The 14,383-nt window shown below is 54.5% G+C and carries 14 protein-coding genes and 3 pseudogenes; 13 read left to right on the forward strand and 4 right to left on the reverse strand.

Going from position 1 to position 14,383, the window contains the following annotated elements; all coding sequences use genetic code 11:
* Positions 1-55: 55 nt before the first annotated feature.
* From WG29040_RS15175 to WG29040_RS15210, 8 genes and pseudogenes are all read left to right on the forward strand, one after another.
* Entirely contained in the window at positions 56-829 is a 774-nt protein-coding gene (locus WG29040_RS15175) for a fimbria/pilus periplasmic chaperone (RefSeq protein WP_127196461.1), read from the forward strand.
* Positions 830-868: 39 nt separating this feature from the next.
* Complete coding sequence (locus tag WG29040_RS15180) at positions 869-1,048, forward strand: hypothetical protein (protein ID WP_127196462.1); 180 nt, start codon at positions 869-871, stop codon at positions 1,046-1,048.
* 10 nt (positions 1,049-1,058) lie between these two features.
* Entirely contained in the window at positions 1,059-1,577 is a 519-nt protein-coding gene (locus WG29040_RS15185; RefSeq protein ID WP_127196463.1) for a fimbrial protein, read from the forward strand.
* A 14-nt stretch (positions 1,578-1,591) separates the two neighbouring features.
* On the forward strand, positions 1,592-2,077 hold the full coding sequence (locus WG29040_RS15190) for a fimbrial protein (RefSeq protein WP_127196464.1): 486 nt from the start codon (positions 1,592-1,594) through the stop codon (positions 2,075-2,077).
* Positions 2,074-2,613 (forward strand): fimbrial protein, encoded by a 540-nt coding sequence (locus tag WG29040_RS15195; protein WP_127196465.1) that lies wholly within the window; start codon positions 2,074-2,076, stop codon positions 2,611-2,613. Before WG29040_RS15190 ends, WG29040_RS15195 begins: the two co-directional genes overlap by 4 nt.
* Complete coding sequence (locus WG29040_RS15200) at positions 2,606-3,589, forward strand: reverse transcriptase domain-containing protein (RefSeq protein WP_127196466.1); 984 nt, start codon at positions 2,606-2,608, stop codon at positions 3,587-3,589. The genes WG29040_RS15195 and WG29040_RS15200 overlap by 8 nt, the downstream gene beginning before the upstream one ends.
* A 1,415-nt stretch (positions 3,590-5,004) precedes the next feature.
* Positions 5,005-5,214 carry a hypothetical protein gene (locus WG29040_RS24565; protein ID WP_127196467.1) on the forward strand — a complete coding sequence of 70 codons (210 nt, stop codon included), beginning with the start codon at positions 5,005-5,007 and terminating at the stop codon, positions 5,212-5,214.
* Between the two features lie 186 nt (positions 5,215-5,400).
* Positions 5,401-5,577: pseudogene (locus tag WG29040_RS15210) on the forward strand (IS5/IS1182 family transposase); the annotation flags it as partial.
* Positions 5,578-5,672: 95 nt separating this feature from the next.
* Here the strand turns inward: WG29040_RS15210 and WG29040_RS15215 are convergent.
* The gene (locus WG29040_RS15215; RefSeq protein ID WP_127196468.1) at positions 5,673-6,308 is read right to left on the reverse strand and encodes a hypothetical protein; all 636 of its coding nucleotides are present in this window, start codon (positions 6,306-6,308) and stop codon (positions 5,673-5,675) included.
* 166 nt (positions 6,309-6,474) lie between these two features.
* Entirely contained in the window at positions 6,475-7,287 is an 813-nt protein-coding gene (locus WG29040_RS15220) for a hypothetical protein (protein ID WP_127196469.1), read from the reverse strand.
* Positions 7,288-7,666: 379 nt separating this feature from the next.
* Here WG29040_RS15220 and WG29040_RS24570 point away from each other — a divergent pair.
* The 3 genes and pseudogenes from WG29040_RS24570 to WG29040_RS15230 form a co-directional block, all read left to right on the forward strand.
* Positions 7,667-8,006, forward strand: a pseudogene (locus WG29040_RS24570) (glycoside hydrolase family 19 protein); the annotation flags it as partial.
* Between the two features lie 266 nt (positions 8,007-8,272).
* A complete protein-coding gene (locus WG29040_RS15225; RefSeq protein ID WP_127196470.1) occupies positions 8,273-9,916 on the forward strand; it encodes a GMC family oxidoreductase in 1,644 nt (547 codons plus the stop codon).
* Positions 9,917-10,128: 212 nt separating this feature from the next.
* Positions 10,129-11,007: a serine hydrolase gene (locus WG29040_RS15230; RefSeq protein WP_127196471.1), complete on the forward strand. Its 879-nt coding sequence runs from the start codon at positions 10,129-10,131 to the stop codon at positions 11,005-11,007.
* A gap of 468 nt (positions 11,008-11,475) precedes the next feature.
* Here WG29040_RS15230 and WG29040_RS15240 read toward each other — a convergent pair whose 3' ends face one another.
* Positions 11,476-12,147: a GDSL-type esterase/lipase family protein gene (locus tag WG29040_RS15240; protein WP_010657313.1), complete on the reverse strand. Its 672-nt coding sequence runs from the start codon at positions 12,145-12,147 to the stop codon at positions 11,476-11,478.
* Positions 12,148-12,278: 131 nt separating this feature from the next.
* On the opposite strand from WG29040_RS15240, the gene WG29040_RS15245 reads away from it, so the two are divergent.
* Entirely contained in the window at positions 12,279-13,004 is a 726-nt protein-coding gene (locus tag WG29040_RS15245; protein ID WP_127196472.1) for a DUF1796 family putative cysteine peptidase, read from the forward strand.
* A gap of 541 nt (positions 13,005-13,545) precedes the next feature.
* On the opposite strand, the pseudogene WG29040_RS24735 reads toward WG29040_RS15245, so the two are convergent.
* Positions 13,546-13,653, reverse strand: a pseudogene (locus WG29040_RS24735) (hypothetical protein); the annotation flags it as partial.
* A 348-nt stretch (positions 13,654-14,001) separates the two neighbouring features.
* Between WG29040_RS24735 and WG29040_RS24355 the strand changes: the two are divergent.
* Positions 14,002-14,166, forward strand: coding sequence for a hypothetical protein (locus WG29040_RS24355; protein WP_165878371.1), 165 nt, complete (start codon positions 14,002-14,004; stop codon positions 14,164-14,166).
* Positions 14,167-14,383 lie beyond the last annotated feature (217 nt).

The raw sequence follows: 14,383 nt of genomic DNA on the forward strand, positions 1-14,383 counted from the left end.
TTCAGCAGCCTGCCTTTGAAGTTTTTACACAGACACAAACAGTGAGTAATAAAAGATGAACATTTGTAGCAACCCTCTTTTTCGCGTAGCTGGTGGCCTGTTATTGGGCCTGCTGGGTATGCAACAGGTGCAGGCGGCCGTGGCGCTGGACCGTACCCGGGCAGTGTTTAACGGTGGCGAAAAGTCCATCAGCCTCAGTATCAGCAACGACAACAAGACACTGCCTTACCTGGCACAAGGCTGGGTGGAAGATGCGCAGGGCAACAAGATTACCAGTCCGTTGACCGTACTACCGCCCTTGCAGCGCTTGGAGCCTGGAGCCAAAAGCCAGATCAAGATACAGGCCCTGCCTGGCGCCAATCTGTTAGTCCAGGACCGCGAGACGTTGTTTTATTTCAACCTGCGTGAAATCCCGCCAAAGAGCGAAAAGCCCAACACCTTGCAGCTGGCACTGCAGACTCGCATCAAACTGTTTTATCGGCCCAAGGCGCTGGGCGCAACCATCGGGATGGTGCCGTGGCAGGAACAACTGACGCTGAGCAAGTTAGGCGACAAATACCAGGTCAATAACCCGACGCCCTATTACGTGACCATAGTCGACGCCAGCAGCAAATCCGGCCCCGCCGGCGCCGAAGGGTTTGAGCCCGTTATGGTGGCGCCACACGGCAAGGAAGTACTCAACCTAGGGGCTTCCGTGTTGGGCCCGAACCCGGTGCTGACCTACGTCAATGACTATGGCGGTCGCCCGCAACTGCAGTTCACCTGCAGCGGTACTGAATGCAAGGCCGAGCCCGCCAAGAAGCCAGAGCCCGTCAAAAAAGAATCATAACCGGCGTAACGGTGTCATGACCCGATGAAGGAGCCAGACATGCAACAGCAAACTAAAGGCAGTACCGGCGTGTTGCGTGGGTATGGTGCGTTGACAGGCAGTGCCTGGACGCTGGAGATGGCCTCGGCGAACCAGCCCGTGCAGCCGGAATACATGTGCGCCACCCGGGTGGCGCAGGCGAGGGCTGGTATAGCCCGACTGAACTTGCGATATGAGTAACGGGAGCGCTATGGCTTTTGAAAAATCATGCCGGTATACGTGGCGCGCCCTGTTCGTTGCCCTATACGCAGCTCTGCTCGCATTGGGGACAACAGCTTACCCGGCTGTTGCGGCCACCAGCACCATTAACGTTACAGTGATCCTCACGGCGCCTCCGTGCGAGATCAACAGCAACAACCTTATCGAAGTTAACTTCGGCAACGACGTGCTGACCACCCTAGTGGGCGGCAATTACAAAAAAATGCAGGTGCCGTACACGGTGCAGTGCCCGCCTGGTGCTCCCAGTGCGATGAAGATCCGCATAGAAGGCACGGGTGCGGCGTTTGACCACAACGTATTGACTACCAATATCACCGACTTCGGCATTGCGATGTTAAGTAACGGGACCTCCCTGCCAATCAACAGTTCGAAGGACTTCACCTACCCGAACTGGCCGCAACTTGAGGCGGTACCAGTCAAACGTCCAGGCGCCACCTTGAGTGGCGGCGTTTTCTCCGCGGGGGCAGTCATGAAGGTGGAGTACCGGTGAACAGGCGCGACGTGATGAAACTGTATGCAGGCATGCTGCTGTTATTGGTCAGTGCCACTTTGAGCGCGCCAGGTATGGCAGCGGACAACTTGAAATTTTCCGGCACTCTGATTGAGCCGCCGCCGTGCACCATTAATAACGATGACCAGGTGGATGTGGATTTTGGCAGTCGGGTGGGTGTGAAAAAGGTGGATGGCGTGAACTACCTGCAAGTGATGAAGTACCGGATCAAGTGCGATCCGAGTGTGAGTGCCCGGGACATGACCTTGGAAATTATCGGTACCCCGGCGGATTACGATGCCGCGGCAGTGGACAGCAACGTGACTGACCTGGCGATCCAGATCAGACAAAACGGCGTGCCTTTTGAGTTGAACAAGCCGATCCCCGTCAACCTGACCACCCCGCCGATTCTGTCGGCCGTGCCGGTCAAGCGGGTTGGCGCGACCTTGGTGGAGGGGCCGTTTGAGGCCACTGCGACGTTGCGGGCGGTGTACCAATGAACTGCCGTAAACGGTATCCGTATGCGCTGGGGTTGGTGCTAGCGCTGGCGTTGGTGCATAACGCCTCGGCGCAGGGTAAGAATGTTCGGCTGCACGGCACCCTGGTGGCAGAACCTTGCGTCATTGCGCCTGGAGGCGAGAGCGTGACGCTGGACTTCGGCACGGTGATCGACAAGTACCTCTATACCAACCAGCGCACCCACGGCCAGCCGTTTGATATACGCCTGACAGAGTGCGATGTGAGTCTGGGTAGAACAGTCAAGATGACCTTCAGCGGAATTGAAAACCCGCATTTGGCCGGGTTGCTTGCGATTGACGGTGCCAGCCAGGCCAGCGGCATTGCCATTGGAATGGAAACCCCGGGCGGCCAGAAATTACCTCTGAATAAGCCCGACCAAGGCGTTCGATTGGTCAACGGTAACAACACCCTGACGGTACATGCCTATGTGCAGGGCGAGCCGGATGCAATAGCCAACAATAGCATTGAACGCGGGCCCTTCAATGCTATTGCCACGTTCAACCTGGAATATGAATAAGGCTGATAGTGATTGGCTGGCGGCGTATGTCTGGTTAAAGGCACGACGCCGGCATGCACCACCAAATGCGGACGTGTGGCACCTGCGTTTTCATTGGCCGCAACAAGGTGAGGCTTTGTATCAGCAGGTGTGTCGCGGTAATTATCGCCTGCAGCCGATGCAGCTACATCGGTCTCACGATGGTCGCTGGATACAGTGGTGTGCACAGGATGCTCTGGTTCTGAAGTGGGTTGCGTTGCAGGTGGAAAGCCAGCTGCCGATGCATGAGCGCTGCGTCCATATCAAAGGCCGGGGCGGGGGAAGGCTGTCGGTGAGGGACGTGTGGCGGGCACTAGCCTCGGGGCATTATCCCTTTGTCTATCGCACCGATATTCGCGGTTATTACCGCCATATCCGAAAAGAGCAGTTGTTGGGTATCGTGCGCCAGAACCTTGCTGACCCGGTGCTCACCGATCTCGTCGGGCAATATCTGTATTACAGCATCGAGGACGGTGGAGATAATTTTACCCCAGACCAAGGGATCTGTCGGGGTTGTGCGCTCAGCCCGTTAATGGGTGCAGTTTTGCTTTACCACGTGGATAGCCATTTTGCTGCACTGGAGGGTATCTATTATGCGCGCTATATGGACGACTTTGTGCTGCTCACACGCACGCGTTGGCAACTGCGGCGCTGCGTGAAGAAACTGCATGAGTTTTTTAACCTGGGTGGTTTTGAAACGCATCCGGATAAAACCCAGCTTTGGAGGATAGAACATGGATTTGATTGGCTGGGCGTATGGTTCACCCCCGCGGGGACCACCATCGCACCCCGCGCATTAGAAAACCATCGTGTACAACGACTGCGGCTTTACGAGCAAGCCAGACGACGGGGACTGTCAATGACAGAAACCACCGAGCGGGTGCAGGCGTACGAGGCACGGTGGAACATATGGGCAATGCGGATGGGCGGGAACCCTGCTTCTCTCGCGTCCAAGTAACGATAAGACAAACCAACTGTACGCACCCCCGGGTCGGGCGAAGAACCGCTGCTGGAGGGGGCAGGCATTTAAGTGAACAGCCACGAACCATATTGGGCCGACTGAATGAAAACCCTAACAATCATAACCGCAATCGCCACGACCGCATTCAGCGTGTGGGTGGGTACTGTATCCGGAGCTACTGCCTATATGAAGGCATATCCCACTGCGGACCCTGGGTTCCTGGAATGGAGGCTGACTAGTGTGTCTGGGCTTGAAAGTGCCGCATACATAGGGCGCGGGGGGCGGAACGGTCTAACCCAGTATATGTACACGTACAATAACACCACTGCCTTCAATCGATGCAGCAGCAAGGTGGAGTCACGCGACAACTGCGCGCGCGGGCAACGACCTCCATCAAACGTATTTTGCGAAACACCCGAACAAGCCGCCGTCGTGATAGCGCAAGCGATGATTGGCACCGGCTTCATAACCGGCCGTGGGGATGCACCACTGTTCTGGGGTGGGTCCTGTGATGACAGCAGAGGTTGGGCAGGCACCATGTTTCGAATTGAAATCCCGGTGGTGTATACGCTCTGGGACACCTCGTGCACAAGTGCTGAAGTATCGATTACGATGCGCGGACGGGTCGGTGAGCGGTTGAAAGAGTCAAGTCCCGTGGAAATCCATTGTGACTCCGAAGCGACAATCCGGCTAACCATCGAAAATGGAGGTCAGGTAGGGGTCGGCGGGGATGGAACGGTCCGACTGTCATTCCAAGAAAGTGGTCGGGAAGTGCTAACCGTAAGCGGAACCAACCCGCGAGTAACTGTAAATGGCGAACTGACCAAGTCGCCAACTACCGCTGGGACCTACCGTGGTTCTACTGTGCTACTCCTCGAGGTACTTTAAATACACAGATCAACATCCGATACATCTATTGGGGCTACCGTCTAATTGAAATATAGTCATACTGTCGGCAAGCGGGAGTGGATACACGATGCGGATTTTGCTAACTAGCCGGATGTGAAAATACTGCTCTGCTACCACTCGCGGAATTGATACGCGTGGGTTGGTCGGTACTGCGATTTCCCGTCACTCTGCGCAAACCCGCCTATTCGACTTCAACTTGGCTGGTCGCCCGCTCCCCACGCTCCGTTTAGTTTTTCTTAACCTAAGGGGTTAAGGCTGGATATACCTACTCTCAGCAACAGGATGATCTTAGCGTATTCTAATTCCAGCTGTTAGCGCGTTTGCAAAAGGGGGGTGAAACAGTGCTACGTAATAGTGATAGGGGTGCGTGTTATAGTAAGTAAGATAAGGGTTTAGTTGGTTGGCAATAAGGCGCGAGTGTTCGAATCACACCGTTCCGACCAATATCTAACCCTCAGTGGGTAGCTGCTATAGTGATATCACTATTGAGTGGGTGAGTATTAATGAAGAGGACGATACTGGGAATGACGGCGGCTGGGGAACCGCTGCTCCAGCAGGCTAGCGAAGCTATACGGCGCCATCGTGAAGCTGAATCAAATGGAAGCTCTCCTGAGGAAGTAGAGCGCCTGCGATTGCTGGCAGAATCGATATTCCAAGTAGTTACTGACTATCAGCTTCGAGCGCAGGGAGCTGTATTGCCTACGTTGTATTGAAACCAAAATCCACAAATTAGGCTCTGCTATCGTGGCAGAACGCCATCAGATGGCGCCGAAAGACCACAGGGGCTTTTGCGGGGAATTGTAAAGCTAAGTTGTGCATCGTTGTGCATCGATTGTAGTGGGGGTACTCACGTAAATACTCGATATATAGGGGTTGTAGAGTCTAGATGTTGAAGCTGCTTCGGTTTTAGTGATCTGTTTCGCTGGTTGTTCAATGAAGTGCTGCGTCGCTGCATGGACGCGGGTCTGGTCAAAGGCGAAGGCGAACGCGTTGCCGTGAACGCCAGCATCATCTGTGCTGATGCTAGTCGGCAGCACTGTGTACCGGGAGATGAGCCTGTCAACTGGAGTGATCCGGCACTTGATACAGGGCTTGATCAAAGGGCATATCGCTAATATGTCACCTGCAATGAGGCCGGAAGAGTCTATGAAGCGACGAGCGATTTAGTGTTTCATTGTGAAAGTTTTTTGTCGAACCGCTCAACAAAGTCACGTACGTGGTCGTTCAGGAACCACAGTACCGAGTCGAATTGATTTTCACCGAAAGTGATTGGCTCACCTTTTTTCATACCCACCCATGTGGCGAACATGTCTTGGGAATACGTGTCTGTATAGTTGCCGCACTCGTGCATGAAAATATGCCGCAAATTAATTACACAGTTGATCCATCTTAGCGAGTAGTCATCGCAGACTCGGGCATTAAGGTCGTACTCAGCGTTTACGCAGTGAGCAGTTTTCAGCGCGGCGGGCCTTACGAGCAATCGAGGTCGAGTGTGGCTGAGTAACTCGATCGGTTTTTTTATATCCTGAGGATTCAGCTTTAGCTGTTTTTTTACATTGTCGAAAAAATCACCAAAAGAGGTCACCAATCCAATGATATTGATAGACCTCGAGAGTTGATCGTATCGGCCATCTTTAACCATTTCACTGATTTGACCTACGGAGCGAATGGAGGTCACAATTTCCTCAAAGTTTGTGCTCGCCCTGACTGAAGTGTCGTGAAACTGAATTGGAAATTCAGCATGTTTACTGATTGCAACTGACACCAAAGCATAAATCGAATGTGCTGAGATCTTGGTCGATTGCATAATGCGTCATGTATTAACTGATCTGATATTGCGGTTGTTTTTCAAGAAAAATCACATGTTCATGACTAGTTCCGCAAGCCCGAATCGTTAAGTAACAGAGCTTTGGCGGCAACCAGGCAGGGACATGAGGGGCATATCACACGTTTGGATATGCCCCTCAAACTCGTCAACGTTTACCGGAGGCTGGCCACAAATACTTGATCGCCTTTCTTTCATCAGCAGAAAAGCCTTTCCACTCGTGGCCGGAGGTGTACATCACGTCATTGGGGTTCGGCTCGGGGCTGGTACCGGGCACTAACAGGTCAGGGAAACCAACAGGGAAGCTGCTATCCTCGCCTCCTGAGTGCGTCAGGCCCATGGCGTGCCCCATTTCATGAACGATGGTGTTGTAATAAATTTCAGCTCCGAACTGCTCGTAATAGAAGTAATTAATATCGACCGACACGCCGACCTGGTAGCCCCATGGCCATTCGGCCCATCCCAATTGGCCGTCCTCTGTCCAGTACATATTTGCCTGACAGTTGGCTTCATCGGGAGTATCGACAAACTGAATATTGATACAAGACTCCAGGTCGGGGTTGTTCCATTCGTTTAGCGCCGCCTGGATAAAATCTTTCCATCCAGCATTGAAAATATCATTAACAAACACTTTGACGTTGCTCACTGCCGCGGGGGAGGCAATGTACCAAGGGTCTGGCGCCATGTAAGCCCGACCTTTTTTATGCTCTTCACTTTGTTGGTAGTTTTGCCATAACTCCTCGACGTGTTGACCCGTGATACGACGGCCGTTCGGCTCGATGATGAAGCCTTTTGGCACCACCTCTACGAACTCGGCTTTAAATCCCATCTTCGACAGGTATCCCAATTGCTTTTGGGTTTCCGGGCTCCACCGGTTATGTGCCGGTACACATTGGCAAACAGGCCCAAAGTGCGCGCCAGCCTTTTTTGTGCGGGTGGGGATGATTTTAGGGGCAATCATAATTGAACCTCTCCATGGTGAGCATCGTTGATAAACGTATGGGTGGGACGGTGGTGCTGAGGAAAAAACTAGCCGTCAGCCGTTAGATTTCAAGGGTAATTTGAAGGCTGTTAAAGGTAGTCTGACGAGAGGTTTGAGGTAACCATTGGAGTTTGTAGGGTTGCTTTTAACAAAGTGGAGGTCGATGGATTCACTGACTGTGGAGGTGGTGCAGTGAACTGGCTTTATAATTTTGGACACTTCAATCGGGCGCGACGATGGCGCTCAAACCTGAGGTGTTTGGATAGGCGTAAACCTTTCGAGCCAATTCAAGGTCCATGCCGCCAGTCTGGTGCTGGATGAGGGGCAGCAAGTCCCTGGGAGCTCTGCCAAACTGGATATTGGCCCTGCTACCACGCAGCAACGGCTGCAGATCCTCCCCCGGCGCCGGCCAATCAGCCGGCGTTTTTGTGTCCGCACTAAACACTGCCATGAGCCATTACCAGATCGTCAGTCTGAAGCGCGTGGCAGTTTTTATCGCCAAAATTGGTCATTGGTCCGGACAGTTGCTCTATGTGCGCGAGCGGGGCAGCGACCTGTAACTGATTGAGTACAGCACCGGCTCCCAGGCAAGGCGCTTGGGCAATACGCCCCGGACTGATGGCGCCGGTCAGAAGCATCGTGAGCGTGGCCTGATCCAGTTCGCCGGCCGGACTAACCATGTCGAGTACCGCGAAGCCAGGGCCTCGAACACCGGCTGCGGTTTCTTGCGGCAAGCTGCGTAAAGCCTTTTATTCAGCCTTCGCAGAGTGTTGGCAATATTCCGTGAACAACATTACGCGCTGGAGGGTGGCCCACGCTGTGCCCTTGAGCCCGGTTAGTCCGAAAGAGGTAAGTACCGACAGGGGTGGTTGTGAAAGGATTGAAAGGCCCGGGCTCCGGGTTCATGCAGGAGCCGATCCGGCGAAGTGCAGGGGTGCTTTTTAAACGTATGACAAGGAGATCAATGTTGACGGACGCCTTTGACTTTATCGTGGTGGGCTCCGGCTCAGCGGGCGGCACCTTGGCGGCGCGTCTCAGCGAAGACGGCCGCTACCGGGTGCTGGTGCTGGAGGCCGGCGGCAGTCACAAGCATTTTTTAGTTCGAATGCCCGCAGGTTGGGGAGCAATGACGTACAGCCCCAGATTTTCCTGGATGCACAAGACCGAGCCGGAAAAGTATGCCGGCGGCCGCCGCATGAAGATGCCCAGGGGCAAGCTCGTCGGCGGCTCGTCCTCGATCAACGGCATGATCTATATCCGCGGGCACCAGCATGATTACGCCGATTGGGTCGCGGCGGGCGCCACGGGCTGGAGTTGGCCGGAGCTGTTGCCGCACTTTGTGCGAACCGAAGATCAGCAGCGCATTCATAATGCCTGGCATGGCCGGGGCGGTCCGCTTTCGGCGAGCGACCTGCCGTCAGTGCACCCGTTGACGCACGCGATGGTTGACGCCGCCGTACAGGCGGGCCTGGAACAGGTCGACGATTTCAATGATGGTCAGGCCAAGGGGGCGGGAGTCTTTCAGGTCAATTTCCGTGACGGTCGGCGCTCCTCGATTGCCAGCAATGCGATCGAGCCGGCCCTGCGCCGACCCAATTTCAAGCTGGTGATGCGGGCGATGGTGCAGCGGATTGTTTTTGAAGGGCTCTGCGCAACCGGCGTGGAATACAGCCTGCCTGATGGCAGCCGCCACCTCGCCAAGGCCCGGCGCGAAATATTGCTGTGCGCCGGGGCCGTACAGTCGCCTCAGTTGCTGATGGTCTCGGGCGTCGGGCCGGCTTCGCAGTTACAGGCCCTGGGTATCCCGGTTGTGGTGGACTTGCCCGGGGTGGGCGAAAACCTGCAGGACCACGTGAGTGCGCCGTTGTGCTGGAGGTTAAAACCGGGCGTGTGCGGGATGAACAGCCGGTTCCGTGGCGTGGGCCTGGCGGGCTCGGTACTGCGTTACCTGGCGAGCCGCACCGGGCCGATGACGAGCCCGCCCGCGGAATTCGGCTGCTACCTCAAGAGCGATCCCGATCTGGCGTATAACGATATTCAGGTATTCGGCCTGCCGATGACCGGCCAGAGCGATGGCGACAGCGACAAGGCCGCGCAACCGGACCGTTTCGAGGGCATGACGCTGGGGCCCTTTCAGGGGCGGCCGTTCTCACGCGGCCATGTACGACTCAAAAGCCGCGACATGGATCAACACCCGGCGATCACCATGAACTATCTGCACGACGCGCGTGACCGTCGTGCGCTGATCTGGTCATTGCGCTGGTTACGGGACATGGCGAAACAGCCGGCGCTGGCCGGATTGATCGACACTGAGGTCCGACCCGGCCCGCAGGTGCAGACCGACAAACAATGGCTGGACTGGATGGAGCCTTTGCTCACCACTGCCTATCACCCTGTGGGCACCTGCCGTATGGGGCATGCTGATGACCCGATGGCCGTCTGCACGCCTGATCTGCGTGTACGCGGGGTACAGGGTTTACGGGTAATCGATGCGTCGGTCATGCCCAATCTGATCTGCGGCAATACCAATGCCACGACTGTGGTGATTGGCGACAAGGGCGCCGATCTGGTCTTGGGGCACGCGCCGCTGGCGCCTCTGCATCTGTGACGTCTACTGTCTTCAGTCTGCTGGCAAATGGTGCAAGAGGGGCCTGGGAGTCATTGCTGAATCACCAGATGAATGTCCATGTCGGGTTGGCCCAAACAATCCAGTCACTCAGAACATTGCAAAAGCCGGAGCCTGACTTTTCACCCTCCCGCGTGGAGGTGAATGGGATATCTTGTCGGGCTGTCAATCTGCTCAACAATTCAGGGAAGTCAATGCTGAGCTCACGTGTATCAAATGGTCAGCAATCAATGTCCGGTCGATCAGAGCCGGCGGTGCCCTGGTGGAGCTTTACGAAGACCGTCCTGGCCGCTACCGCCCTGTCATTGGTGCGTGATGGCCGGGTCGCACTGGACGCTTCGATTCTTGATCAGCCTTTTACGTTGCGCCAACTGCTTCGACATGAAGCAGGGCTCGCCGATTATGCCGAGCTTGCGGATTATCACGCCGCCGTCGCCAACGGTGAGGCCGCCTGGACAGTCGACGAGATGATGCAGCGCCTTGATGGTGCCCGGCTTCGATATAGCCCCGGAGCCGGTTGGCGTTACTCGAATGTTGGCTACCTGCTCATCGGCAGGCTTATTGAACAGGTGACTGATCTGTCGCTCGAAGAGGCAGTGAGTCGATACACACTGAAGCCGCTGGGCCTCTCGAACGTTCGCTTCGCTAGAACCCGGGCAGATTTACCCGATTCCTGCCTTGGGAGCACATCAAGTTATGACCCCGGCTGGGTTTATCATGGCTTGCTGATCGGCCCTGTTTCGCAAGCAGCACTATTCCTCGACCGGCTTCTCGCGGGGCATTTGCTCCCTTCGGGCTTGCTCCAGGACATGCAGATAGCAAAAGCATTGGGTGGCCCGATTCCGGGACGTCCATGGATGACGCCGGGATACGGCCTGGGGTTGATGCTGGGTTCGATCGAAGGGGGCTTTACCCTCAGCGGACATACAGGTTGCGGCCCTGGTAGCGTCATTGCTGTGTACCGTACCTGCAAAGGTGATTCATCGGCTTGTTGCGCTGTTTTTTGCACTGGCGCCAGTGAAGGCGCTGTCGAAGCCCTCGTTGTTGGGCAACTGTTACAAGATTTGCGGTAGGAGCATGACGTTGTCCAAGTCCCTTGGGCGCCAACGCCATAATCGCCGTATCACTGCATTCTTTCGATTGCGGCCCCTTTTGACAGGCAACCTTCGGCCAGAGGCGGACCTTCGAACAGCATGATCAGGAGATGGCCACGCTATTTTCCATGTCGCTCGGCAGTCAATCGCCGAGCTGCCGAACGGACTATATACCCCGGAGCAACTCAATGGCTGGATGGGTGAAAGAATCCCGGAGTTTTATGAACAGCTGATTAAAGCCAGGGCAACTGGTCGTGGCCCTGCAACTCGGAAGGATCGTTGGCTTTGTCGATTCCTTGATGCATCGCTACAACTGAATACGACCTCATCAGTTCAATGGCGGGCTAACGCCCGCGCAGACCGAGAAAAAACTAACGCCGTGTCCGGAATTAGTTGATCACTACAACCCGCCGGATGGATGGGTACCGGAAGATAACTTCCGGTACGTCATTCTTTATTGCTAGAAAATTGGGCAATGGCTGGATGGATAGCTTTCATCCATGTCATATACCCCTTTCCATTTAGATGAACTCCGTCGCCTGTATATGAGCGTGCAAGGCGCCCAGCGGGAGACATTGAGGCATTCAGATCAATAAATTTGCAGTGCTTGGAGGTTGAGCAAAACGACGCCATATCTGCATTGATGTCGCTGATTACTGCGTTATGCGATAAGCGAGTGCGCCTTGATACATAAAGTGTTGATTGCACCACCACCTCAGCTCCCTGCTCTGCAAATTTGTTGACAATCTGCTGATAGGTTTGAACGATTTCGGGTGCGGTTCTTCTGGCCGCCACATCGTTGACGCCAGCCATGATGAAAACGACCTTAGGCTTCATGGCCAGAATCGGGGCAATGCGTGAAAGCATTCCAACTGTCGTATCCCCGCCGATGCCTCTATTTGCCAGGGACACACCATTGAAAAACTCGTGCCATTCGCCTCTAGCCGTAAGGCTATCTCCGAACATCACGACGTCACGATGCTCGGTGAGCTCTTCGAACAACGATGCGCGCATGATGTAAGGCGGCGATTGGGTTACGTCTTTATTCCCTGCAGTGGCGTTATTCATAGATAGGATAATTGCAAGGACCGGTAAGGTGGCTTTTCTGATCAGCAGCATAGGGTGTCCATGTCTGGGCGAAGCGTCGAGTGGGGAGCAGGCCTAATCCGATAACATCGAAACAGACAAAATTCGTTGTCGCCATGATAACATTTGCCTTTATGACAAAAATTTCATGGAAGAGCCCTTAAATGCAGTTGACAGAACTTGAAGTACCGACAGGCGGATATGATCTGGTGGCGAGTCTTGGGAGAAAGTGTCAGCCTGCTGGGCGCCTGAAACGATCAGGGCTTCGTACATCGAGCGGACCATTTGATTGGTTTGCATCGCAAAACCTTGCAGAAGTCGTCAAAATTTTTCGTGACGGAGTAGATCATCTTTTTCTACCCGATAACATTCTGGTCAACGGCACGCACAAAGACTGCATGGATGTAACCGATACGTCTACAGGGTATCGCTCAATTCACGACTTGCTGATTTCAGATTGCAAAGACGGCGTCAGTGAAGCCATCGCAGTAATGAAGAGCAAAATAGCCGTCAGGCTGGCCAGGCTGATTGAGGATATCGAGAGTGCTGATCGGGTTCTGCTCGTAAGGCTCAACGCCAATAGGACTGGCGCTATCATTTTGCGGCGGTTTTTGAGGCAGCGGTTCCCCAACACAGAGATCGATATTCTTGTGATAAATGAAGCACGCGGGGAATCTATCAAAAACGAGCAGTATGGGCTTCAGCGTGTGTTTGTCCTTTCAGGGGACAACACTGCAAGCGGCGAAAGCTGGCTGGGCAGTGATGAATTATGGCGTGTCGCTTTGTCCAAGGTCAGTCTCAAGACCAAGCCAGTGAAGGAAGCAGCAGCAAACGAATCGTTTTGGAAGGCCACCATTCGGAAAATTACCAAGTGGCTGAAGGCTGCTTAAGGTTTATGTCGTCAAGAGGACGACTTACGCCGTTCTGGGTTGACGGGCTAGCAGACAATTTAAGATAGGGTCGGTGTGCGTTCGACAGGACGCCAGGGGGCTAGGCTAAAGCCCCCTGGAAGCTTGCGGGGAATCGTCAAACCAAGCTGGGCATCGATTGCAGTGGGTGTACCCGTAAATCTACCATTGTGATTTTTCACATTTACGACTTCAGCAGCCTGGTCGGCTCAAAGCCGTGGCTTCTCAAATGGCCCGCAGCATTTCCAACCTGGCTTCACTCAAAGTCGTTAGTTGGCTGGCAACCGCTCAGCACCAACCCATCCGTGCTTTTTCAATCTAGGTCGTTTCCCGATCACTCTCTCGCATGCTCGGTTGAGAACACCAAAGACCATCGACTATCCCCTGATCACTGGCAGCAGTGATAATCACGAACCCATCACCTTCATGATGCACCAGCCCAGTGTGAACTTCGGCCAGAGCCGCTAAGCACATCGGCGCCAGAGCTTTCAGGCGAATGAAGCAGGGCTTTTTCTTCTCAGGGTTATCGGGATCTTTGACCCGGTCGTTTCCTTCTACCCGACAGGCGCAATGCATTGGCAACTAGCGTAAAGGCGGGGGAGGGCTGTCGGCGGCTGGGGTAGTACAAGTAGTCTTTGGGCAACTCGACCATGGTGGTTGCTGTGCTGATGGGAGCAGTGGTGACAATTCTGACGGCACGCTCGGCAACCTTACGATCTGTTTGACGCGGGCAATGTTCTGTCGATGATTATGTATGGCGTGCCCTTGAGGGTCGCGATAACCAGTGCGAGGCGGTCCTGGCTGCTGATCAAGGTTGCAGTGAATGCACCCGATCAGGCGTTTCAACCCGGATTTAACTACAGCCAGGATGTTTGTCACTGCTTAACGAGCCTGGGAACAGTCAGTTCGAAGAGCCCAGGGGCGGATTTAAGTGTGGCGCCACTCTCTACTTTCACTGCACATCTTGGGGGAAGCACTAATGAATGCCCGCTCTTTAAGCAAAGCAAGTTGGGTGTATGGCTATATGCTACTTTTCAAAGTTGTTAACTTGCCATTGATCAAGGGAGTCGGCCGGTTTACTGAAATCAAGCCCGGTGAAAAACTCGAGCAAAATGATGGCAGCAGTGCCATGGCCGGCATGTGAATCCCCCCGGCAATCAAAAGCCCCCCCCCGACTGTCCACAAACACCTGCCTCTGGACTGGCCGCAGCGATCAGCCTGACGTAGCGGCTCGCAAATCTGCTCCGTTCATGGACTGGATTTCTTCAATAACTGGCTGATTTTCAGGATAATATCTGTGGATCGAAAATCGCCGGTGCCGGTTCGATTGCGGCTTCGACCTGCACCTTCAAAACCCTGCA

The sequence above is a fragment of the Pseudomonas sp. PAMC 29040 genome (assembly GCF_003994535.1).
GTDB lineage: Bacteria > Pseudomonadota > Gammaproteobacteria > Pseudomonadales > Pseudomonadaceae > Aquipseudomonas > Aquipseudomonas paraversuta.

Coding starts and splice junctions, on each gene's coding strand:
- WG29040_RS15175 (WP_127196461.1), top strand. CDS start 56: ATGAACATTTGTAGCAACCCTCTTTTTCGCGTAGCTGGTGGCCTGTTA.
- WG29040_RS15180 (WP_127196462.1), top strand. CDS start 869: ATGCAACAGCAAACTAAAGGCAGTACCGGCGTGTTGCGTGGGTATGGT.
- WG29040_RS15185 (WP_127196463.1), top strand. CDS start 1,059: ATGGCTTTTGAAAAATCATGCCGGTATACGTGGCGCGCCCTGTTCGTT.
- WG29040_RS15190 (WP_127196464.1), top strand. CDS start 1,592: ATGAAACTGTATGCAGGCATGCTGCTGTTATTGGTCAGTGCCACTTTG.
- WG29040_RS15195 (WP_127196465.1), top strand. CDS start 2,074: ATGAACTGCCGTAAACGGTATCCGTATGCGCTGGGGTTGGTGCTAGCG.
- WG29040_RS15200 (WP_127196466.1), top strand. CDS start 2,606: ATGAATAAGGCTGATAGTGATTGGCTGGCGGCGTATGTCTGGTTAAAG.
- WG29040_RS24565 (WP_127196467.1), top strand. CDS start 5,005: ATGAAGAGGACGATACTGGGAATGACGGCGGCTGGGGAACCGCTGCTC.
- WG29040_RS15215 (WP_127196468.1), bottom strand. CDS start 6,308: ATGCAATCGACCAAGATCTCAGCACATTCGATTTATGCTTTGGTGTCA.
- WG29040_RS15220 (WP_127196469.1), bottom strand. CDS start 7,287: ATGATTGCCCCTAAAATCATCCCCACCCGCACAAAAAAGGCTGGCGCG.
- WG29040_RS15225 (WP_127196470.1), top strand. CDS start 8,273: ATGTTGACGGACGCCTTTGACTTTATCGTGGTGGGCTCCGGCTCAGCG.
- WG29040_RS15230 (WP_127196471.1), top strand. CDS start 10,129: ATGCTGAGCTCACGTGTATCAAATGGTCAGCAATCAATGTCCGGTCGA.
- WG29040_RS15240 (WP_010657313.1), bottom strand. CDS start 12,147: ATGCTGCTGATCAGAAAAGCCACCTTACCGGTCCTTGCAATTATCCTA.
- WG29040_RS15245 (WP_127196472.1), top strand. CDS start 12,279: ATGCAGTTGACAGAACTTGAAGTACCGACAGGCGGATATGATCTGGTG.
- WG29040_RS24355 (WP_165878371.1), top strand. CDS start 14,002: ATGAATGCCCGCTCTTTAAGCAAAGCAAGTTGGGTGTATGGCTATATG.